The sequence below is a fragment of the Duganella phyllosphaerae genome, assembly GCF_001758785.1.
Taxonomy (GTDB): domain Bacteria; phylum Pseudomonadota; class Gammaproteobacteria; order Burkholderiales; family Burkholderiaceae_D; genus Rugamonas; species Rugamonas phyllosphaerae.
The window spans coordinates 44,323-66,675 of sequence record NZ_LROM01000086.1 but is presented as its reverse complement, the minus strand read 5'-3'; the positions used below and the strand labels follow the sequence as shown (position 1 = coordinate 66,675).

Genomic DNA, 22,353 nt, shown 5'->3' with positions numbered 1-22,353 from the left:
AATGGCGCCCTGCTCGTGGGCTTCTCCCTGGTGCCTGCTGCACGCGCGGAATTCAACGGCATGGGCGTGCCGCCGATTGCCAACCCCAAACTGCCCGGCAGCCTCAGTCGCATCCCGATGCTCGACGCCTGGATCCGCATCGCACCCGACGGCAAGTCCACGGTCTTCACCGGCAAGGCGGAACTGGGCACCGGCGTGCGCACCGCGCTGCTGCAAGTGGCGGCCGAACAGCTCGATATCGCGCCAGCCGCCATCGACTTCGTCACCGCCGATACCGGCCGCACGCCCAACGAGGGCTTCACCGCCGGCAGCCACACCATGGCCGACAGCGGCACCGCGCTGCTCAATGCTGCCGCCCAGGTGCGCGCGCTAGTCGTGCAAGGCGCAGCGGCGCAGTGGCAGCTCGACGCCACCAAGCTCACCACCCGCAATGGTGTGGTCACCGCGCCGGACGGCCGCCACATGCATTACGGCGACGCCGTGCGCGGCATCGACCTGCACCGCCAGGCCCAGGAAAAGTCACCACTGAAGGACCCGGCAAAATACACGGTGATCGGCGCGTCGCTGCCACGGGTGGACATTCCCGCCAAGCTCACCGGCGGCGCCGCCTACGTGCAGGACATGCGCCCGCCCGGCATGGTCCATGCGCGCGTGGTACGCCCGCCCGCCTACGGCGCCACGCTGCTGTCGGCCGATAAGGCCGGGGTGGCGCGCATGGCCGGCGTGGTCAAGGTGGTCGTCGACGGCAATTACCTGGCCGTGGTCGCGCGCGACGAATGGCAGGCCGTGCTGGCCATGCGCGCGCTGACCACCAGCGCCAGGTGGCAGGCCGGCCCGCCGCTGCCGGTGCAGGAAACCATCCACACTACGCTGCGCGCCCTGCCCTCGCAAGACATCACCATCGCCGACAACCGCGCCGCCACCGGTGCGGCCGTCACCACGCTGTCCCACCGCTATTCCAAGCAGTACGTGCTGCATGGCTCGATCGGGCCGTCTTGCGCGCTGGGCCACCTGGTGGACGGCAAGCTCACCGTCTGGACCCACACCCAGGGCGTGTATCCGCTGCGCGCCGCGCTGGCCGAGATGGTGTCGATGCCGTTCGACGCGGTGCGCTGCATCCACACCGAAGGCTCTGGGTGCTATGGCCAGAACGGCGCCGACGACGTGGCGGCCGATGCCGCCCTGATCGCGCGCGCCTTGCCCGGCATACCGGTGCGGGTGCAGCTGATGCGCGACCAGGAAAACCAGTGGGAACCGTACGCGCCGGCCATCAGCTCGCAGCTCTCCGCCTCGATCGATGCCAGCGGCAAGATCTGCGACTGGCAGTACGAATTGTGGAGCGGCTCGCACAACGAGCGTCCCGGCAATGCCGGCAAGCTGATCCCGGCCACGCTGCTGGCGCGCCCATTCGTGCCCAGCCCCTCGGTGCCGATGCCGATGCCCGAGGGCGGCGGCGACCGCAATGCGATTCCGCTGTACGTGCTGCCCAAGTCGCGCGTAGTCAACCACTTCCTGCCGGTGACGCCGCTGCGCACCTCGGCCATGCGCTCGCTGGGTGCGCACATCAACCTGTTTGCCATCGAGAGCATGATGGACGAACTGGCCGCTGCCGCCCGCATCGACCCGGTGCAGTTCCGCCTCAAGCACCTGGACAACGAACGCGCCCGCGCGGTGATCCAGAGCGCTGCGGCCAGGTTTGGCTGGGATAAGCGCAAAGCGAAGCCGGATCACGGCTTCGGCTTTGCCTTCGGCCAGTACAAGAACATCATGGGTTATGTGGCGATCGCGGTGGAAATCCGGCTCGACCGCAGCACCGGCGACGTGCGCATCGCCAGGGTGGTGGCAGCCGTCGATTGCGGCCAGATGGTCAACCCGGACGGCATCCGCAACCAGATCGAAGGCGGCATTTTGCAGTCTGCCAGCTGGACCTTGTACGAGCAGTTGCAGTTCGGCCCACAGGGCATCGCCAGCGTGGACTGGGCCAGCTATCCGATCATGCGCTACTCGGGCGTGCCCGACCAGGTGGACGTGGTGCTGCTCGACCGTCCCGGCACGCCGCTCCTCGGCGTGGCCGAAGCGGCGCAGGGGCCGATGGCCGGCGCCCTGGGCAACGCCCTGGCCCACGTGACGGGCAAACGCTGGCGCGACCTGCCGCTGGCCGGTCCGCACCTCAAGTCGTAAAAGGACAGCAGGGGTCAGCGCGCAGCCAGCGCGCTTTCGACAAAGGCGGCCAGGGCGCGCGCCTTGGCGCTGGCCCTGCGCCCCGATGGGTACACCGCCCACAGGTCCATCGCGGGCAGGCGCCAGTCCGGCAGCAGGCGCACGACCTGGCCGCTGGCCAGCTCCGGCGCAAACATCCACTCGGTGGCCACGGCCAATCCCATGTGCGCCAGCACGCCCGCACGCACGCCTTCGGCGGCCGACACCCGCAACCGCCCCGTCAACGCCACCGGCACGTGCTCGTCGCCGCGCACGAACATGCTGCCCGCGCCGGTCCCATTGCCAGTGCCCGGACGGTCGTAGAGCACCGCCTGGTGCCTGGACAGTTCCGATGGATGCGCGGGCGTACCGTAGCGCGCGATGTATTCCGGGGTGGCGAGGAGCGTCCGCGGACCGCGCGCAAGGCGGCGCGCCGTCATGGCCGAATCCTCCAGGTGGCCCAGGCGCAGCGCGATGTCGGCGCCGCCTTCGAGCAGGTCGACGTTGCGGTCGTCCAGCACCAGGTCGAGCGTGAGATCGGGATGGGCCTCGAGAAAGGCCGGCAAATGCGGCATGATGTGCAGCCGCGCAAAGGTCACCGGCGCATACGCGACCAGGCGCCCCGACAGGCTGGCGCCCTCGCCCCGGGCGCCCGCTTCGGCGTCATGCAAGGCATCGAGCGCGCGGCGCGCGCCCTGGTAATAGGCCATGCCGGCCTCGGTGGGCGTGAGACCCCTGCTCGAACGCAGCAGCAGCTGCACACCAAGTTCGGCTTCCAGTTGGGCCACCATCTTGGAAATGCTCGGCTGCCCCACCTCGAGCCGGCGTGCGGCGGCGGAAAACGTCCCCGATTCCACCACCTGCACCAGCGTGCGCATGGCTTGCCAGCGGTCCACCGCCTAGCCCAGCGACGGGTAGTCGGTGTAGCCGCGTTCCGCGCCGCCGTAGAACGAGTACGGATCGGGCTCGTTGTACGGACCACCGGCGGCAATCCGGGCCACCAGGTCCGGGTTGGCGACATAGGCGCGGCCGAACGCCACCATGTCGGCCTGGCCGCCGGCCAGCAGTTGTTGCGCCGCTTCCGGCGTCATGCCGGCGTTGGCGATCACCACGCCTTTGTAGCCCGAGCGGATGATGTCGAGAATCTTCGGCATGTCGGCCGTGCCGCCCCAGGCATTGGTGTCGGCACCGTGGATGTAGCCGATGCCATAACCGTCGAGCAGCTGCGCCACTGCGCCATAGGTCTCTGCCACGTTCGGATCGGTGGCGTTGTTATAGGCGGCGAACGGCGAGATGCGTACACCTACGCGGTGGGCCGGCAGCACTTCCAGCACCGCCTCGACGATCAGGCGCAGGAAGCGCAGGCGGTTTTCCACGCTGCCGCCAAATTCGTCGGTGCGGCGATTGACCACGGGCGAGAGGAACTGCTGCACCAGGTAGCCATTGGCGGCGTGGATCTCCACCCCGTCGAGGCCCGCCCGCACCGCGTTCACCGCGCCAGCGCGAAATTCAGCGACGGCCGCATACACTTCTTCGGTCGTCATGGCGCGCGACGGCGAGGCAGCGATACGGGTGTAAATGCCGTTGCGCAGCGCGCCGTACACCTGCAACAGGCCCAGGTCGTCGTTCACGCCCGATGGCGACAGCGGCGCGCGGCCCTGCAGCAGCGCGTAGGAACTGGCGCGGCCACTGTGCCACAGCTGCATGAAGATGCGACCGCCGGCGGCGTGCACCGCGTCGGTCACGCCGCGCCAGCCGGCCACCTGCGCCTCGGTATGAATGCCGGGCGCCAGTTCGAAGGCGGCCGAATTGGGCGAGACATTGGTGGCCTCTGTAATGATCAGGCCCGCCGTGGCGCGCTGGCCGTAGTACAGGGCGTTGAGCGCAACCGGGACGCCGTCGTCGCCGGAGCGGGCGCGCGTGAGCGGGGCCATCGCCACCCGGCTGGTGAGGGCGAGGTCGCCGATGTGGATGGTGTCGAGCAGCTGTTTCATGGCAGTGGTCCGTAGTGGTTGGAGATGAGCCACTGTAGACCGCCGCCCGCCTGCTGATAAGCCAGCCTGAGCCGGCAACACCTTTGCGCAATGCGCAACGATGCTCGCGTTTCTCTTACTTTTGGCGCAGTAACTCGTCCAGCACGCGCGGATCGACCGGCTTGGTCAGGTGATGATCGAACCCCGCTTCGGCCGCGCGCCGACGGTCGCTGTCCTGGCCATAGCCGGTGATGGCCACCAGCCGCAACGCCCGGTTGCTGCTTTGCCGGCGCAGGCGCTGCGCCAGTTCGTAGCCGTCCATGCCGGGCAGACCGATGTCGAGCAGGCAGATTTGCGGCGCGAACAGCGGCTCCTGCGCCAGCGCCTCGGGCGCGCCGAACACCACGCTCACCTCGTGCCCCTGCAATGCCAGCAGCTCGCCCAGCGCGCTGGCCGCGTCCTCGTTGTCGTCCACCACCAGCACGCGCAGGCCGGTGGGCGCGGGCGCCGGCGCCGCCGTGGCAGCTTCGCCAGCGGGCGCGGCATCGGACTGATTGTGCTGCTCCTGTGCTTCATGCTGTGCGAGCAGCGGCAGGCGCACCGTAAACGTGCTGCCCCGGCCCACGCCGTCGCTGTGCACATCGATGCTGCCGCCGTGCAGCGCCACCATGCTGCGGGCGATCGTCAAGCCCAGTCCCAGCCCGCCCTGCGAACGGCTCAGGGCCTGGCGCTCCTGCACGAAGCGCTCGAAGATCGAGTTGCGCATGGCCGGTGCGATGCCGATGCCGTTGTCGCGCACGGCGATGGCCACCACGTCCTGGCCGTCATCGCCGCGCTCGCGCCAGGCGCCGACCTTGAGCGTGCCGCCAGCCTCGGTGTACTTGGCGGCGTTGTTGAGCAGGTTGGCCACCACCTGCACGCAGCGGCCCGGATCGACCAGCGCCAGCAGGCCGGCCGTCGGCACATCGACATCGAGCGCGTGGTGCTTCTGTTCGATCAGCGGGCTGGCGGTCTCGATCGCGCGCGCCACCACTTCGGCAATCTGCACCGGTTCGCGCCGCAGTTCGATCTTGCCTTCTGCCACGCGGGACACGTCGAGCAGGTCGTCCACCAGCGCCACCAGGTGGCTGGTCTGGCGCTCGATCACCTGGCGCTCCCTGGCCGCCTGGTCACCGCCGCGCAGGCGCATCAACTGCAGCGCGGTGACGATGGGCGCGAGCGGGTTGCGCAGCTCGTGGCCCAGCATGGCGAGAAAATCGTCCTTGGCGCGGTTGGCCGCTTCAGCCGCACGGCGCGCATTGGCCAGTTCCGTCACCTCGAACGCCACCGTCATGACGCCTTCCGGCTTGCCGTCGTCGCCAAGCAGCGGCTGGTAGATGAAGTCGAAGCTGCGCTCGACCAGTTGCTGGTCCGGGCCGGTGCGCAGCAGCACCGGCACCGCCTGGCCGACGTAAGGCTCGCCGGTGCGGGCCACTTCGTCGAGCAGCTCGAAGATGCCCTGCCCTTCCAGCTCGGGAAAGACGTCGCGGATCGGCATGGCGTCGAGTTCACGCATTCCCACCAGACTGCGGTAATGGGCATTGGCCTGCTCGAACACGTGGCGCGGTCCGCGAAAGATCGCGATCGCCACCGGCGCCTGGCTGAAAACGCTGCGGATCCGGCGCGTGACCGCAGCATCCACTTCGCGCGCCCGCTGGCGCTCGCGCAGCACGTCCAGCCGCGCCACCAGTTCACGGCCCGAAAACGGCTTGACCAGGTAGTCGTCGGCGCCCGCCTGCAAGCCTTCGAGCCGTGCTTCCTCGCCGGCCCGCGCCGACAGCAGCATGAAGGGAATATCGCGCGTGGCAGGATCGGCGCGCAGCGCGGCCAGCAAACCGAAGCCGTCGAGCTCCGGCATCATCACGTCGGACAGGATGACGTCGGGCGCCCGGCGGGCGATGGCCGCCAGCGCTTCGACGCCATTGGCGCAGACCTCCACCTGCCAGTGGTCGGACAGCAGCCGGCACAGGTAGTCGCGCATGTCGGCATTGTCGTCGGCGATCAGCAGCCGGCCGCTGCGCACGCTGGCCACCGCATCCGGTGCCGGAACCTCGGCGCGCTGTATCCAGCCTTCCGCTTCGGCCACGTACGACTGAACAGCGGACAGGCGCGGCGCCTCGGGTTGCGCGTCGACCACGTGGGCCGGGTCGAGGTGGGCGCTGCCCAGCGCGAGTTCCACGCGGAACACCGTGCCCTCGCCCTCCGCGCTCTCCACGCCGATGCGCCCGCCGTGCAGCGCCACCAGGTCGTGCACCAGCGCCAGGCCAATGCCGGAACCCTCGTGGGTGCGCGAGCGCGCGCCTTCCACCCGGTGGAAGCGCTCGAACAGATTGGGCAGCTGCTCGGCCGCGATGCCGATACCGGTGTCGGATACGGTGAGATATGCGTGGTTGCCGACCGCTTCCAGGCTGATGGCGATATGGCCGGCAAAGGTAAACTTGAAGGCGTTTGACAGCAGGTTCAGGACGATCTTTTCCCACAGCACCGGATCCACGTACACTGGCGATGGCAGCGGCGGGCAATCGACCAGCAGGCGCATGCCGGCGCTTTCCACCGCCGAGCGGAAGCTGCTGGCCAGGTCGGCAGTGAGCGCGGCCAGGTCCACCGGCGCAAAGTGGGCCTGGGCACGGCCGGCCTGCACGCGCGAAAATTCCAGCAGCGTGTTGACCAGTTTTTGCAGGCGCAGGCCGTTGCGGTGCATCAGCTCCATGCGGGCGCGCTGCTGTGGCGGCAGCGGCTCTGCACTGTCGCCCAGCGCGTCCTCCATGGGCCCGAGCATCAGCGTGAGCGGCGTGCGGAATTCGTGGCTGACGTTGCTGAAGAACTGGGTCTTGGCGCGATCGAGTTCGGCCAGCATGTTGGCGCGCAGTCGCTCATCTTCTGCCGCGCGGGCATGCTGGATGGCGGTGGCAGCCTGGATGGCCACCAGTTCCATGAAGCGGCGATAGTCGGCGTCGAGCCGGCGCGCGGCGCTCACGCCCAGCACCAGTGCGCCCACGGCCTGCTGGCCGGCGCCCATCAACGGCAGCATCACCGCCCGGCGTAGCGGCTGGCCCGCCAGGCCGGTGGGCAGGCCGATGGCGCGCGGGTCGTCGGCAAACTCCACTTCCACCATGCGGCCATGGCGTACCGCCCTGGCCACCGCGAACAAGTCATCGGCAATCTCGGCATGGGTACTGCGCGCCAGCGCCAGCCGGTCGTCTTCAGCGGCCAGGAACAGCTGCGCAAACGGCAAGTCGTCGGGGTTGCCGCTGATGCTGGCCATGACGTTGTCGCACGCTTCATCGACGGTCTTGTCGTCGCGCGTGCGCGCACTGAGGTCCGACAGCGTGATCAGGCCGCGCGCATTCAGGTGCTTGGCAGTGACATCGAGGTTGGGACAAAACAGGCCCGCCACCCGCCCCGATTCGTCGCGCACCGGGCTGTAGGAGAACGAATAGAACACCTCTTCCAAGAAATCGCCGCGGTTCATGAACAGGCGCACGTCGTTGGCCAGCGTGGCTTCGCCGTGCTGGAAAACGCGGTCGGACAGCGGTCCGCAGATGTCCCAGATCTCGGCCCATACCTCGGCCGCCGGGCGTCCCAGCGCCCACGGATGCTTGGCCATGCTCAGCACATCGATGTAGGCGTCGTTGTATAAAAACGTCGCCTGTGGCCCCCAGCCTATCCACATCGGCTGGTGGGAGCTGAGCATGAGGCTGACCACGGTCTTCAGGCTTTGCGGCCACTGGGCGATGGGGCCGAGCGGGGTGTGCGACCAGTCATGGGCCAGGATTTGCGCGCTCAGTGCGCCCGGGGCGGTTAAAAAATCGGGCGCCGCTGGTACCGGTCCGTCCGTGAAATTCATGGATACATGCCTTTATTGAATGCCTCAACTACAATGATAGCAAGCCTATCATTTTTTTTAACCGCCGGTAGCAGCGTTGAGTTCGCCCATTTCGCCCCCATCTACGTCTCCATGAGCCAACCCGCCCTCCACGACTGGCAAGACTTCCACCCCGCCGTCGCCGCCTGGTTTACCGCTGCCTTCCCTGCCGCCACCGAGGCCCAGCGCCGCGCCTGGCCGCTGATCCAGGCCGGCCGCCCCACCCTGATCGCCGCGCCGACCGGCTCGGGCAAAACCCTCACCGCCTTCCTGGCCGCGATCGACGCACTGGTGCGCGAGAGCGGCGCCGGGACACTGCCCGACGCCACGCGGGTGTTATATGTGTCGCCCCTGAAGGCGCTGTCGAACGATATCCGCGTCAACCTGCTGGCGCCCCTGGACGGCATCGCCGAGCAACTGCAGACCATGGGTTTGCCGCCGCATGGCATCCGCAGCGCCGTGCGCACCGGCGACACCACCCAGGCCGAACGCAACGCCATGCGCCGCCGCGCGCCGCACATCCTGGTCTCCACGCCGGAATCGCTGTACGTGCTGCTCGGTTCCGACAGCGGCCGCGCCATGCTGGCCGGCGTACGCACCGTGATCGTCGACGAGATCCACGCGGTGGCAGGCAGCAAGCGTGGCAGCCATCTGTCACTGAGCCTGGAACGGCTCGACGCCCTGTGCGATGCGCCGCCGGTGCGCATCGGCCTGTCGGCCACCCAGAAGCCGCTGTCCACGGTGGCGCACTTCCTGGCCGGTACCGGCCGGGATTGCGCGGTGGTGGACGTGGGCCACGTGCGCGCGCGCGACCTCGGACTGGAACTGCCGCCGGTGCCGCTGGAAGCGGTGATGCCCAACGAAGTGTGGGAGCGCGTGTACGACAAGCTGGCGGAGCTGACCGTCCTGCACCGCACCACGCTGGTGTTCGTCAATACCCGGCGCATGGCCGAACGGATGGCGCGCCACCTGGCCGACCGCCTGGGGAGCGAGGACGTCGCCGCGCACCACGGCAGCCTGGCCAAGGAATACCGGCTGGACGCCGAGCAGCGCCTCAAACGCGGCGAGCTGCGGGTGCTGGTGGCCACCGCCTCGCTGGAACTGGGCATCGACATCGGCGACGTCGACCTGGTGTGCCAGATCGGTTCCCCGCGCGGCATCGCCGCCTTTTTGCAGCGCGTGGGCCGCTCCGGTCACCACGTGGGTGGCTTGCCCAAGGGCCGGCTGTTTCCCACCTCGCGCGACGACCTGGTGGAATGCGCGGCGCTGCTCGACTGCGTGCGCCGCGACGAACTCGATATCCTGCACGTGCCGGTGGCGCCGCTCGACGTGTTGGCCCAGCACATCGTGGCAGAAGTGGCCAGCCGCGAATGGCGCGAGGACGAGCTGTTTGCGCTGATGCGGCAAGCCTGGCCGTATGCGAACCTGGCGCGCGACCGTTTCGACGCGGTGCTGCGCATGCTCTCGGAAGGCTACACCACGCGCCAGGGAGTGCGCGGCGCCTACCTGCACCGCGACACCGTGAGCGGCACCGTGCGTGGCCGGCGCGGTGGCAAGCTCACCGCCGTCACCTCGGGCGGCACCATCCCCGACAATGCCGACTATTCGGTGCTGCTCGAGCCGCAGGGCATTGCGATCGGCACCGTGCACGAAGACTTCGCGGTCGAGAGCCTGGCCGGCGACGTGTTCCAGCTCGGGAACACGTCGTACCGCATCCAGCGCATCGATGCCGGCAAGGTGCGGGTGGAAGACGCCCATGGCGCCGCGCCCAACATCCCGTTCTGGATGGGCGAGGCGCCGGGCCGCAGCGACGAGCTGTCGTTCGGCGTGGCGCGCCTGCGCGGCGAAATCGACCGCCTGCTCACGCGCACCGATGGCGAGTCGGGCGAGTTGACTAACGAGCGCGCCATCGAGCGCGCCATCGACTGGCTGCATGAGCACCTGGGCCTGCACGACGACGCCGCACGCCAGATCGTCGAGTACCTGGCCCGCGCCCGCTCTGCCCTGGGCAGCCTGCCCACCCACGACACGCTGGTGATGGAACGCTTTTTCGATGAGTCGGGCGGCATGCAACTGGTGCTGCACTCGCCATACGGCAGCCGCATCAACCGCGCCTGGGGACTGGCGCTGCGCAAGCGCTTCTGCCGCAACTTCAATTTCGAGCTGCAGGCTGCCGCCACCGAAGACGCCATCGTGCTCTCGCTCTCGGAGAGCCACAGCTTTCCGCTCGATGAAGTATGGCGCTACCTGCGCGCCAATACGGCCGAGCAGGTGCTGGTGCAGGCGCTGCTCGACGCACCGCTGTTCAACGTGCGGTGGCGCTGGAACGCCACCACCGCGCTGGCACTGCCCCGTTACGCCGGCGGGCGCAAAGTGGCGCCGCAGCTGCAGCGGATGAAAAGCGACGACCTGCTGGCGGCCGTCTTCCCCGACCAGGCCGCGTGCCTGGAAAATATCGTGGGCGAACGCGAATTGCCGCGCCACCCGCTGGTGGACCAGACCCTCGACGACTGCCTGCACGAGGCGATGGACAGCGAGGGCTGGCTGGCGCTGTTGCGGCGCATGGAGGCGGGCGAAGTACGTCTGCTGGCGCGCGACCTGCCGGCGCCTTCCCCCTTGGCGATGGAAATCCTCAACGCCCGCCCGTACGCCTTCCTCGACGACGCGCCGCTGGAAGAGCGGCGTACGCAGGCAGTGATCAACCGGCGCTGGACCGATCCCGCGTCCACCGACGACCTGGGCGCGCTCGACGTCGGCGCCATCGAGGCGGTGGGCCAGGAAGCGTGGCCCGATGTGCGCAACAGCGACGAGATGCACGAAGCGCTGGTCGCGCTGGCCGCCATCACGCCGACAGAAGCGCAGGCCCACGCCGGCTGGGCCGACTGGCTGCACACACTGGCTGCGGGTGGACGCGCCACGCTGCTGGCCGCTGGCGACACGCAGCTGTGGGTGGCATTGGAGCGCCTGGCCTGCCTGCAAGCGGCTTACCCGGAAGCAGTCGCCACGCCGGCACTGGCGCCGCTGCCTGGCCATGTCGACGACGAACCCTGGACCCGCGACAGCGCGCTGGTGGAACTGCTGCGCGCGCGCCTGGGCGGCTTCGGCCCGCAGACCGTGGCTGCCATCGCCGACCCGCTGGAGTTGGCGGCATCGACGGTCACCATTGCCCTCACCCGGCTCGAAACCGAAGGCTACGTGATGCGCGGCCGTTTTACGCCGGGCGTGGAAGAAGAGCAATGGGTGGAGCGCCACCTGCTCGCCCGCATCCACCGCTACACCATCAAGCGGCTGCGGCGCGAGATCGAGCCGGTGGAGCGCCAGGACTTCATGCGCTTCCTGTTCGACTGGCAGCACCTCTCAGGCAGCACACGTCTGTCCGGCCAGGAGGCGCTGGCGCAGATCCTGGCGCAGCTCGAAGGCTACGAAGCGGCAGCCGGCGGCTGGGAAAGCGACCTGCTGGCCCTGCGCGTGGAAGATTATTCGAATACCTGGCTCGATGACCTATGCCGCGCCGGCAAAATCGTCTGGACCCGCGTGGGTGCGCCCAGTTCCGCTGCCGGCGGCCCGGTGCGCGGCACGCCGCTGGTGCTGCTACCCCGCCGCCAGCTGGCGCTGTGGCATGCGCTGCCGGCCGTGGCTGGCGAGATCACTGTCTCGGCGCGGGCGGCGCGGGTGCTGGCCGCGCTGCGCAGCGAAGGCGCGATGTTTTACGACGAACTGGCGCGTGACGCCCGCCTGCTGGGCGCCGAGCTGGAAACCGCGCTGGGCGAACTGGTGGCCACGGGGCTGGTCAATGCCGACAGCTACGCCGGCCTGCGCGCCATGCTGGCGCCGGCAGCAAAACGCAACACGCTCGACAAGCGCCGTCGGCGCGGCGCACCAGGGCGCCGCCGGCGCGGCTTGGTCGGGGCCGGGCCAGCGATGGAAGAAGCGGGCCGGTGGGCCCTGGTGCGCCGCGCCGACGGCGTTACGATCGTCGAGCGGCCCAGCGAAATCCTGGCCGCCGGCGAGGTTGCAGCAGCGCCCGCAGCCAACAAGCCGGCAGTCCCAAGCCGCAGGCCGCGCACCGATCCCGCCACGCTCGAACACATCGCCATGACCCTGCTGCGCCGCTACGGCGTGATGTTCTGGCGCCTGCTCGAGCGCGAGGCGTCGTGGATGCCGGCCTGGCGCGAGCTGCTGCCGGTCTATCACCGGCTAGAGGCGCGCGGCGAGATTCGCGGGGGACGTTTCGTCGCAGGCCTGTCGGGCGAACAGTTTGCGCTGCCAGAAGCGATACCGCTGCTGCGCGACATGCGCCGCCGCCCGCACGACGGCGCCCTGGTCTGCCTGTCCGGCATCGACCCGCTCAACCTGTGCGGCACCCTGCTCCCCGGCGACAAGGTGCCGGCGCTGGCCGGCAACCGCATCCTGTTCCGCGACGGCCTGCCGGTGGCCACGCAGGCGGGCAACAAGCTGCGCTACGTGGGCACGCCGGAACCGGTCGAGCGTGAGCTGCTGCGCGCGCATCTGCTCGCAAACAATTAAGCAAAAGTTAGCCACGCGGCAACCAACCTTGCGCGTATGTGGTAAAGCGCACATAAATGGGGCGTGGTCGGGCCTACCATGGGGCCATGACAAAATCACGCCCACTCAATATTTTTCTCGCGATCCTCGGCTTCCTGGTGCTGCTGCTGGTGGCGGTCGTCATTTTCATCCTGACGTTCGACTGGAACCGCGCCAGACCCTACATCAACAACAAGGTCACCGAGAGCATCGGCCGCGAGTTCGCCATCAAGGGCGATCTGAAGGTGCGCTTCAAGTGGATGGAACCCAATGAAACCGGCTGGCGCCACTACGTGCCCCGGCCGCACATCAACGCCGCCGACGTCCACATCGCCAACCCCGAGTGGACCAGGACCGGACCCGAGCTGGTGAGCGTGGGCAGCGTGGGGGCCGGCATCCACCTGCTGCCGCTGCTGCACAAGGAGGCGCGCATCACCGACCTGGCCGTGGAAAAGCTGGCGGTCGCCGCCGAGCGCCGCGCCGATGGCACCAACACCTGGACCTTCAAGGACAACGGTCCGTCGCAGTGGGAAGTCAATATCGACCGCGTGCAGCTCAACGAGGGCACGGTGCGCTATGTCGACGGCGGCATCAAGCTCGATCTGAACGCCAAGGCCGAAACCATCAGCGGCGAGGAAGCCAAGCCGTACGGGCTGCGCTTCGTCGTGGGCGGCACCTACCGCGACGCCAAGATCGTCGGCGGCGGCAAGATGGGCAACGTGCTGTCGCTCGAACGTGAACACATCAACTTCCCGGTGCAGGCCAACGCCACCGCCGGCAGGAACAAGCTGTCGCTCGAAGGCGTGCTGACCGATCCGCGCGCGCTGGCCGGCATCGACCTCAAGATGTCCCTGGCCGGCGCCACCATGGCCGACCTGTACCCGCTCACCGGCGTTCTGCTGCCGGAAACCCCGCCTTACGCCACCAAGGGCCGTTTGGTCGGCAAAAACACCGGCGCCGACTGGCGCTGGGCTTACCGCGACTTTACCGGCACCGTGGGCGGCAGCGACCTGCAAGGCACACTCGAGTACATTCCGCGCAAACCGCGCCCGTTCCTGACCGGCGCGGTGGAATCGCGCCAGCTGCGCCTGGAAGACCTGGGTCCGACCATCGGCGCCGACAGCGCGGCCGACAAGGCTGCGCGCGGACGCAAGAACATCCAGCCGGCCGACAAGGCGCTGCCGGTCGAGCAGTTCAACACCAAGAACTGGGACGCGCTCGACGCCGACGTCAAGTTCACCGGCAAGAAGGTACTGCGCACGCACGACATTCCGATCAACGACGTGACCACCCACATCAAGATGCAGGACAAGGTGCTCACGCTGATCCCGCTCAACTTCAGCATGGCCGGCGGCCAGATTACGTCGCATATCCGCCTCGACGGCCGCGAGCCGCAAATCGACGCGCAGATGCGCCTGGCCGCGCGCCACCTGAAGATCAAGCAGCTGTTCCCCAAGCTCGAATCGATGCAGGCCAGCGTGGGTGAAGTCAATGCCGACGCCGCGCTGCTCGGCAAGGGCAACTCGGTATCGACCATGCTGGCCACGTCCAACGGCGAGCTGGGCGCCACCGTCAGCGAAGGCACGGTCAGCAAATTCATCCTCGAAGCGGCAGGCCTGAACGTGGCCAACCTGGTGTTCGTCAAACTGTTCGGCGACAAGCAGGTGCAGCTCAACTGCGGCGCCGGCGACTTCGTGGTCGAACGCGGCGACGCCCAGATTCGCCGCTTCGTGGTCGATACCGACGAAGCGGTGATCAACGTCAGGGGTTCCGTCAACCTCGCCACCGAGCAGCTCGATCTCGACATCAAACCCGAAACCAAGGGCGCGCGCATCATCACCCTGCGCACGCCGCTGTACGCCAAGGGCACTTTTACCAACCCTAAAGTGGGACCGCACGCCGGACCGCTGGCCTTGAAGGGCGGCGCGGCGGTGGCGCTGGCGTCGCTGGTCAATCCGCTGGCAGCGCTGCTGCCTTTGATTAACGTCAGCAAGGTGGAGCCGGTCAATTGCGCGGCAGCGCTGGCAGATGCCACGCGCACCCGCAACCTGGCGCAATCACCGTCCACCGTGCGCAATGTACAGGCCAAGAAACCGGTGCCCGATGCGCAAAACGTCACGCCGACGCCGAGCAAAAAGTAAGCACCTATTCCCTGAGGCAACGCGTGTAATCATCGTCTTACACAGCCTCAGGGGACGCACCGATAGGTAATAAATCTCCCGCCCGGGATAATGTAACAAATAAACCAGTTTCCGGGCCTCTCATGCAAACCTCCTTCGCGCCAGTCGTGACGCCAGCGCCTACGGCGTCTTCCACGCCATCGGCGAAAGAACTTTATTTCCTTCTCGAGCACGGCGCGCTGGCAGAGCATCGCGACACCGCGCGCGGTTATCTCGAGCGCCAGCTGCAAGCTGCGCGCGCATTGCAGGACGATGTGCCGGCCGATATCAGCCAGATGAACGAGTGGATGCGCACCCGCAGCGTGGCCGTGGGCCAGCAATACCGCGACTATCTCGACGCCCGCAAAAACGGTGCGCCGCGCCGCTACTTCGCCAGCAAATCGCAGGCCATGTACTTCATCAAGGCGGTCGCGCCGACCAAGCTGGTGGACGGCGCCTGGCTGTTCGCGCTGCTCGAACGGTGGGAAGACCCCGACTTCCGTCCGCTGATCCAGACGTACCTGGAAGAACTGGGCGACGGCATCGCCGAAAAGAACCACGTGGTGCTGTACAAGAAACTGCTGGCCGGCCTGGAATGCGACCAGTGGCGCGGCCTCGATGACGACAAGTTCGTGCAGGGCGCGATCCAGTTGGCGCTGGCTGCCGATGCGCAGCACTACCTGCCCGAAATCGTCGGCTACAACCTCGGTTACGAGCAGCTGCCGCTGCACCTGCTCATTACTTCGTACGAGCTCAATGAACTCGGTATCGATCCGTACTACTTCACCCTGCACATCACGGTGGACAACGCCGGCACCGGCCACGCCCACAAGGCGCTGCAAGGCGTGCAGCAGCTCATCGCCAACGCCGCCGATCCGGCCGACTTCCAGCGCCGCATGCTCGATGGTTATCGCCTCAACGACCTGGGCGCCTGCACCACGTCCGTCATCGCCGAATTCGACCTGGAAGCGGAACTGGTGCAGATCATGCAGGAGAAAAGCGTGGTGGGCCAGAACATGCACTCCGATTACTGCCGCGTGGCCGGCCGCAGCATCAACGACTGGCTGGCCGAACCTACGCAAATTCCGCACATGCTGCTGGAACTGGAGAACGCCGGCTGGATCAAGCGCGGCGAACCGGCCGAGAACAGCCGCTTCTGGAAACTGATCCAGAGCGAACGGGCCGAAATGTTCGGTGTGTTCAGCAGCTACGAGCAGCAAATCCTGCGCGACTGGATCGCCACTCCGCGTGCGGCTCATGCAGCTGCAACTGCACCGGCCACCGGTGCGCGCGTAATCAGCTTCCGCGCCCGCCAGCGCGCGCTGGAGACTCTGGGCGATGGTGCCGCCACGCGCCCCAACGCCAACAAGCCGCGCGGCGTGATTCGTCACCATCCGGCGCGCGAAGCGGACCTCGATGCCGGCGACGGCGGGTCGGAGCTGCGCCGCCTGGAGCAGCGCCTGGCCGCTGCCGGCAGCAAGCCGGCCGCAATGGCGATGCTGATCGACCTGATGTCCCCCGCGCGCCACCACAGCGCGGCCGGCCTGATGGCCACCCGTATCTTCCGCCAGTTGCTGGCATGAGCACCGGCCACCTGATCATCATCGGCGGCGGCGAAGACCGCACCGATGACAAGAACGTGTTGACCCGCTTCGTCGAGATGGCCGGCGGCGCCGAGCGCCGCTTCGTCGTCATCACTACCGCCAGCCGGGTGCCGGACCAGGTGTGGGCGATGTATGACGCGGCCTTCGGCGACCTCGGTGTTACCCAACGCAAGCACTTGCACCTGGATACGCGCGCCGACGCCAACAACCGGGAACTGGTGGCAGATATCGAACAGGCCGACGGCATCTTCATGACCGGCGGCGACCAGAAGCGCCTGATGGCCATCATCGGCGGCACCCTGGCCGACGACGCCATGCATCGCGCGCTGATCGAACGCGGCGCCGTGATTGCCGGCACCAGCGCCGGGGCCTCGGCCATGTCCAACCACATGCTGGCCGACGGCAAGACCGACCTGCATCCGGAAAAGGGCGCGGTCCACCTGGGCGCCGGACTGGGGCTGGTCAACCGCGTGGTGATCGACCAGCATTTTTCGCAGCGGCACCGGCTCTCGCGCTTGCTCACCATCGTGGCTGCCAATCCGCACTTGCTCGGCATCGGCATCGATGAAGACACGGCGCTGATCGTTACGCCTGGATCCGGCATCGAGGTGATCGGTGACGGCGCCGTCACCATTGCCGACGGCCGCGACACCATCACCAATATCGCCGACCTGCCGCAACACGGCTGCCCGGAACTGATCGACGTGCGGCTGCACCTGCTTCCCGCTGGTTCACGCTACAAGACCGGCGAGGCGCCGGCGCCGCTCGAACACTTTATGCACATCGTCACCCACAGGAACACCCTGCCATGAACCTCATCGAACAGCGCGTGCTGCGCGGCCCGAATCTCTACAGCAGCGCGCCGTGCCTGCTCACCGTGGTCGACCTGGCGGAGCTGCAGGGCGTGAGCACCAGCGCCCTGCCCCGTTTCAACGACGCCTTGCTGGATCTGATACCCAGCCTCGGCCAGCATTACTCCCCGCCCGGCAAGCCGGGCGGATTTGTGCAGCGCCTGCAGCAAGGCACCTACATGGCGCGGGTGGTCGAACACGTGACTTTGGCACTGCAAACCCTGGCCGGCGCACCGGTGGGTTTTGGCCGCTCGGCGCCGATCGAGGGCCAGCCGGGCCGCTACCGCGTGATCTGCGGCTACCAGTTCGAGCAGGTGGCGCAGGAAGCGTTCGCGCTGGCCATGCAACTGGTCACGGCGCTGGCGCATGACCAGCCGTTCGACCTGGAAGAACCACTGGCCGAACTGCGCGACCACGCGGAACGCCGCGCCATCGGCACCAGCACCGCCGCCGTCATCGACGCCGCCACCAGGCGTGGCATCCCGAGCCTGCGTCTGACCGAAGAAGCCAACCTGTTCCAGCTGGGCTGGGGTGCGCGCCAGAAGCGTCTGCAAGCCACCGTTACCGGCAACACGTCGCTGGTGGCCGCCAACATCGCCAGCGACAAGCAGCTCACCAAGACCTTGCTGGCCGAAGCGGGCGTGCCGGTGCCGCGTGGCCGCCTGGTGACCGATGTCGAGCAGGCGCAACGCGCCGCCCGCCGCGTGGGCGTGCCGGTCACCATCAAGCCGCTCGACGCCAACCAGGGCAAGGGTGTGACCACCGTGTGCGTCTCGCCCGAGCAGATCGAGGCCGCGTTCGACCATGCGCGCGGTTACAGCCGCCGCGTGATCGTGGAAAAATACCTGGAGGGGCATGACTATCGCGTGCTGGTCACCGGCAACAAGGTCGCTGCCGCCTCGCGCCGCCGTCCACCCGAAGTGACCGGCGACGGCGTAAAGACCATCGCCGAACTGGTGGCGCAGGAAAACCTCGATCCTGCACGTGGCGACGGCCACACCAATATCCTGACCAGGATGCGGCTCGACCAGATCGCCGCCGACCTGCTGGCCAAGCAAGGCTACGGATTCGACAGCGTGCCGCCGGCTGGCGCCGTTGTCGCCCTGCGCGGCAACGCCAACCTGTCCACCGGCGGCACGGCGGAAGACGCCACCGACCTGCTGCACCCATCCACGAGCGAGATCTGCATCCGCGCTGCGCGCACGATCGGTCTGGACGTGGCCGGCATCGACATCATTTGCCGCGACATCGGGGTGCCGCTCGACGAACAGGATGGCGGCATCATCGAAGTCAATGCCGCGCCGGGCATCCGCATGCACCAGTACCCGAGCAGCGGCCAGCCGCGCGACGCCGGCGACGCCATCGTGGAAGCCATGTACGGCAAGGACAACGGCCGCATCCCGGTCATTGCGGTCACCGGCACCAATGGTAAAACCACCACGGCCCTGCTGCTGGGCCACGCCGCGCGCGTGGCCAGACTGGGCACCGGAGTGACCACCACCGAGGGCGTATTCATCAACGGCGTGCAGGTGGACCAGGGCGATTGCTCGGGCTACTGGTCGGCGCGCAAGGTGCTCACGTCCACCGAGGTGGACTTCGCGGTGCTGGAGACGGCGCGCGGCGGCATCCTCAAGCGCGGCCTGGCGTTCGACCGCTGCGACGTGGGCGTGGTGCTCAACGTGAGCGCCGACCACCTGGGCATGGACGGCGTGGAAACGCTGGCCGACCTGGCCGAAGTCAAAGCCGTTGTGGCGCGCACGGCCAGCCGCGCAGTGGTGCTCAACGCCGAAGACCCCTACTGCGTGCGCATGGCGTCGCAGGTGGAGGAAGGCGTGGAAGTGCTGTACTTCTCGCTCGACCCGGAGCACCCGGTACTGCTCACGCACCTCGACCAGGGCGGCCGCGCCACCTGGCTGCACGATGGTGTGCTGATGATCGGTCACGGCAACCGCCGCGAGGCGCTGGTCAGCGCAGCAGCCATGCCGATGTCGGTGCAGGGCCACGCCATGTTCAATATCGCCAACGCGCTGGCCGCCACCGCTGCACTGCTGGCGACCGACTTCACCTTGCCGAAGATTGCGGAAGCGCTGACGACCTTCGTCTCGGACAGCCATAACAATCCGCTGCGCGCGAACGTCTACAACATGGGGCAGGCCACGCTGGTGGTCGATTACGCCCACAACCCGGCCGCCTATCGTGCGCTGGGCAGGATGGCGCGCTCATTGGCTGGCTCCGTCGCGGGTGCAGGAACGTCCGGGAAGGTTATCGGCGTAGTCACGGCCCCCGGCGACCGCCGCGACGCCGATCTGCGCGACGTCGGCCGCAATTGCGCGATCGACTTCAATGAATTGATCGTCTACCAGTCCAATCCGCGCGGCCGCGCCGACGGCCAGACCGGCGCGCTGATCGTGGAAGGCATCCGCCAGCAGCTGAGCGGCGACGGCACGGCGGTGCAGATCGACGACGTTCAGCAGGCGCTGGCCGTGGCCATCGCCAAATGCCAGCCCGGCGATGTTCTGGTGTTCTCGTCGCCGTCCACGCCACACGTGCTGGTAGAGGCGCTGCGCCCGTTCTATCCGGAAAACGCCGCCATCATCGCGGCCGACCTGCAACCGGTGCACAGCGAGTGTAACGACGCCTGATCACTCGGCCCGGTACAGCCGCACGCCGAATACCGGGCCGGCAGTATGGCCCGGTTCCGGCTCGAAGCGCACGGTGATGGCTTGCTTGCCCTGCGTCAGGGCTGGCGGCACCGGGTAGTCCTCGTCGAAAAACACGCCGGCATGGCTGGCGTCGAGTTTGACACGCGCCACGCGCACGCCATCGACCAGGATGTAAAAGTCGCGGTTGCGCTCCTCGCCCCAGTAGCTTGCCTGCAGTACCAGCGGACCATCGCCGCACTTGAGGCGGAAACTGAAAAAGCCGCCGGTGCGGGCGTCGCGCCCCATGCGACCGCGGTACGACACCGGGTACGAAATCTCCGACTGCAGATCGTGGTCGCGTTCCGGCTGCATTTCTCCCAGGTGCATCACGTCCACCGACCGCGCCGCCAGCGCCTTCAGGCGCGCCTCTTCCTTGCGGAACGCCGCTTCAGACGCCGCCCATTGCGGTTCCGTGTACGCGTTGAAGTACACGGCGGCACGGCGCTCGTACTGCGAAAAGAACGGCTTGAAGGTCATGTCGCCGGGCCGGCCGCTGCCCACGCTGCGGTAGGTGGCCTGCTGCTTGTCCACCGTTTTGAAGGCGCCGAGGATATCGGCGCCCACCAGCGCGGGAGCCAGGCCGTCGAACGGCTGGTCCGACGGTCCCAGGTCGGCCGCCAGCACCATCGGTCCGCGCAGCAGCGCCTGCACTTGCCCGTTGCCTGCTGCCGCCTCCATGCGCAAGTCCAGCGGCAGCGACAGCCGCACCTTGTCGCCGGCTTTCCATTGGCGCCGCAGCAGCAGGTAGCCATGGCCTTGCGCGGCCTGGTAGGGCTTGCCGTTGACCAGCAGTGTGTGGTTCGTGGCCCATGCCGGCAGGCGCAGCGCGAGCGTGGTGGCGCGCGGCGCAGCGATACCCTTGACCGCGATGTCGATATCGCCTTCGTACGGATAACGGGTGGTCAGCTCGAAGCTGGCCCCGGCCTCGCGCCACGCCACCTGCGACGGGATGTACAGGTTGACGAACAGGGTGTCGCCGTTTTCCCAGTAGATCGAATCGCCGTGCTTGGCGTGGCTCTCCATACCGGACAGCACGCAGCACCAGAAGTCGTTCTCTTCGCTCGAATACTCGCGCGCCACGCCCGACATCAGCGGCGTCATGTACGTAAACATGCCGGTGCGCGGATTCTGGTGCGCCAGGATGTGATTGAGGTGGGTTCGCTCGTAGTAATCGAAGAATGCCGCGTGCGGCGCCCAGCCGAACAGCTGGCGCGTCATCTTGAGCATGTTGTAACTGCAGCACGCTTCGCAGGTCTGCTCGGTGATGTGGGCGGCGATGGTGTCGGGACCGGAAAAATATTCGCGGTCGCCGTGGCCGCCGATCACGTAGCTGTGATGCTGCGTTACGCGTTGCCAGAAAAACCGCGTGGTCTCGGCGTAGCCTGGATTCGGGTCCAGCTCGTGCAGGCGCGCGAGGCCCAGCAGCTTGGGGATCTGGGTATTGGCGTGCAGGTTGGCCAGCTCGTCGCGTCCCTGCGCCAGCGGTTCGAGCACCTTTTTGTGATACAGGCGGTGCGCCAGCGCCAGCCAGCGGCGGTCCTGGGTGCGCGCGTACAGTTCGGCGAAGCTTTCGTTGATGCCGCCATGTTCGCAGGCCAGCACCTGCTGCAACTGGGCCTCGTCGAGCGCGGCGCACACGGTGGCCAGGTAGCCGGCGAGGCCGGTCGCCACTTGCAGCGCCTGGGTATTGCCGGTGTAAGACTGGGCGTCGAACAGGCCGGCGAATACCTTGTGCCAGTTATACAGCGGCACCCAGCAGCCATTGAGGTCGAATCCCGCCGAGCGGATCTCGCCGCGCATGATCTCGGGGAAGATCTCCTTGCCATCGACCACCGTGCCATCCTTGCGCTTGCGCATGAAGCCGCCGATATAGCCATCGCCCTGCGCCTGCTGCACGTGCGCCAGTTCGGCCACGATGTAATCGATGCGCGGCTTGAGCGCCGGGTCGCCGGTTTGCGCGTGCATCAGCGACAGCGCGGACAGGTAATGGCCCAGGCCTTCGCCGGCGATGGTGTCAGACTCCCAGCCACCGTAAATCGCCCCCTTCACCGGCAGGCCGGCGAACTTGTGATAGTTGTGCAGAAAGCGGTCGGCGTCGAGGCGCAGCAGGTAGGCCAGGTTGGCCTGTACCGCGTCCGCATACACCGAAGGCAGCAGGCGCACGGCGGACAGCGGCACCGCGCGCGCGGAGCCGGGAATCGCAGCTGACGCTTCGCCCGCCACGCCAGAGCTGGCTGCTGCAGCAGCCGTACCAGCAGCAGCGCCGCCCCACCCGGCCAGCCCGACGCTGGCAGCGCCTTTCAACAGCAGGCGGCGATGACGAAACGGATCGGGTAGTGGCTGGGGCATGGCTGGTCCTCGAACAGGGAATCAAGCTCTAATTTACCGCGCTGCTCAGCCGCCGTCTTGCATCGCC

The 22,353-nt window shown here is 67.7% G+C and carries 10 protein-coding genes; 6 read left to right on the top strand and 4 right to left on the bottom strand.

Annotated features, from left to right (window positions below):
- On the top strand, nt 1-2,181 hold a 2,181-nt coding region (locus DUPY_RS12935), incomplete at its 5' end, for a xanthine dehydrogenase family protein molybdopterin-binding subunit (protein WP_070248640.1).
- A 14-nt stretch (nt 2,182-2,195) separates the two neighbouring features.
- Here the strand turns inward: DUPY_RS12935 and DUPY_RS12930 are convergent.
- From DUPY_RS12930 to DUPY_RS12920, 3 genes are all read right to left on the bottom strand, one after another.
- The gene (locus tag DUPY_RS12930) at nt 2,196-3,095 is read right to left on the bottom strand and encodes a LysR family transcriptional regulator (protein WP_070248638.1); all 900 of its coding nucleotides are present in this window, start codon (nt 3,093-3,095) and stop codon (nt 2,196-2,198) included.
- A gap of 3 nt (nt 3,096-3,098) precedes the next feature.
- Nucleotides 3,099-4,193: an alkene reductase gene (locus tag DUPY_RS12925; RefSeq protein WP_070248636.1), complete on the bottom strand. Its 1,095-nt coding sequence runs from the start codon at nt 4,191-4,193 to the stop codon at nt 3,099-3,101.
- A 115-nt stretch (nt 4,194-4,308) separates the two neighbouring features.
- The gene (locus DUPY_RS12920; protein WP_070248634.1) at nt 4,309-8,058 is read right to left on the bottom strand and encodes an ATP-binding protein; all 3,750 of its coding nucleotides are present in this window, start codon (nt 8,056-8,058) and stop codon (nt 4,309-4,311) included.
- A 111-nt stretch (nt 8,059-8,169) separates the two neighbouring features.
- Here DUPY_RS12920 and DUPY_RS12915 point away from each other — a divergent pair, with 111 nt between their 5' ends.
- From DUPY_RS12915 to cphA, 5 genes are all read left to right on the top strand, one after another.
- Nucleotides 8,170-12,603, top strand: coding sequence for an Lhr family helicase (locus DUPY_RS12915; RefSeq protein WP_070248632.1), 4,434 nt, complete (start codon nt 8,170-8,172; stop codon nt 12,601-12,603).
- A gap of 86 nt (nt 12,604-12,689) precedes the next feature.
- A complete protein-coding gene (locus tag DUPY_RS12910; RefSeq protein ID WP_070248630.1) occupies nt 12,690-14,762 on the top strand; it encodes an AsmA family protein in 2,073 nt (690 codons plus the stop codon).
- 122 nt (nt 14,763-14,884) lie between these two features.
- Complete coding sequence (locus tag DUPY_RS12905) at nt 14,885-16,363, top strand: iron-containing redox enzyme family protein (protein ID WP_070248628.1); 1,479 nt, start codon at nt 14,885-14,887, stop codon at nt 16,361-16,363.
- The gene (locus DUPY_RS12900) at nt 16,360-17,196 is read left to right on the top strand and encodes a cyanophycinase (protein ID WP_070248625.1); all 837 of its coding nucleotides are present in this window, start codon (nt 16,360-16,362) and stop codon (nt 17,194-17,196) included. The genes DUPY_RS12905 and DUPY_RS12900 overlap by 4 nt, the downstream gene beginning before the upstream one ends.
- On the top strand, nt 17,193-19,877 hold the full coding sequence (gene cphA / locus DUPY_RS12895) for a cyanophycin synthetase (protein ID WP_070248623.1): 2,685 nt from the start codon (nt 17,193-17,195) through the stop codon (nt 19,875-19,877). Before DUPY_RS12900 ends, cphA begins: the two co-directional genes overlap by 4 nt.
- Here the strand turns inward: cphA and DUPY_RS12890 are convergent, their stop codons facing one another.
- Nucleotides 19,878-22,286, bottom strand: coding sequence for a glycoside hydrolase family 127 protein (locus DUPY_RS12890; RefSeq protein ID WP_229255351.1), 2,409 nt, complete (start codon nt 22,284-22,286; stop codon nt 19,878-19,880).
- Nucleotides 22,287-22,353: the final 67 nt, after the last annotated feature.

Bases quoted from the DNA above. Each gene is read 5' to 3' on its own strand.
- DUPY_RS12910 (WP_070248630.1), top strand. From the start codon at position 12,690: ATGACAAAATCACGCCCACTCAATATTTTTCTCGCGATCCTCGGCTTC.
- DUPY_RS12925 (WP_070248636.1), bottom strand. From the start codon at position 4,193: ATGAAACAGCTGCTCGACACCATCCACATCGGCGACCTCGCCCTCACC.
- DUPY_RS12915 (WP_070248632.1), top strand. From the start codon at position 8,170: ATGAGCCAACCCGCCCTCCACGACTGGCAAGACTTCCACCCCGCCGTC.
- DUPY_RS12890 (WP_229255351.1), bottom strand. From the start codon at position 22,286: ATGCCCCAGCCACTACCCGATCCGTTTCGTCATCGCCGCCTGCTGTTG.
- DUPY_RS12905 (WP_070248628.1), top strand. From the start codon at position 14,885: ATGCAAACCTCCTTCGCGCCAGTCGTGACGCCAGCGCCTACGGCGTCT.
- DUPY_RS12900 (WP_070248625.1), top strand. From the start codon at position 16,360: ATGAGCACCGGCCACCTGATCATCATCGGCGGCGGCGAAGACCGCACC.
- DUPY_RS12920 (WP_070248634.1), bottom strand. From the start codon at position 8,058: ATGAATTTCACGGACGGACCGGTACCAGCGGCGCCCGATTTTTTAACC.
- cphA (WP_070248623.1), top strand. From the start codon at position 17,193: ATGAACCTCATCGAACAGCGCGTGCTGCGCGGCCCGAATCTCTACAGC.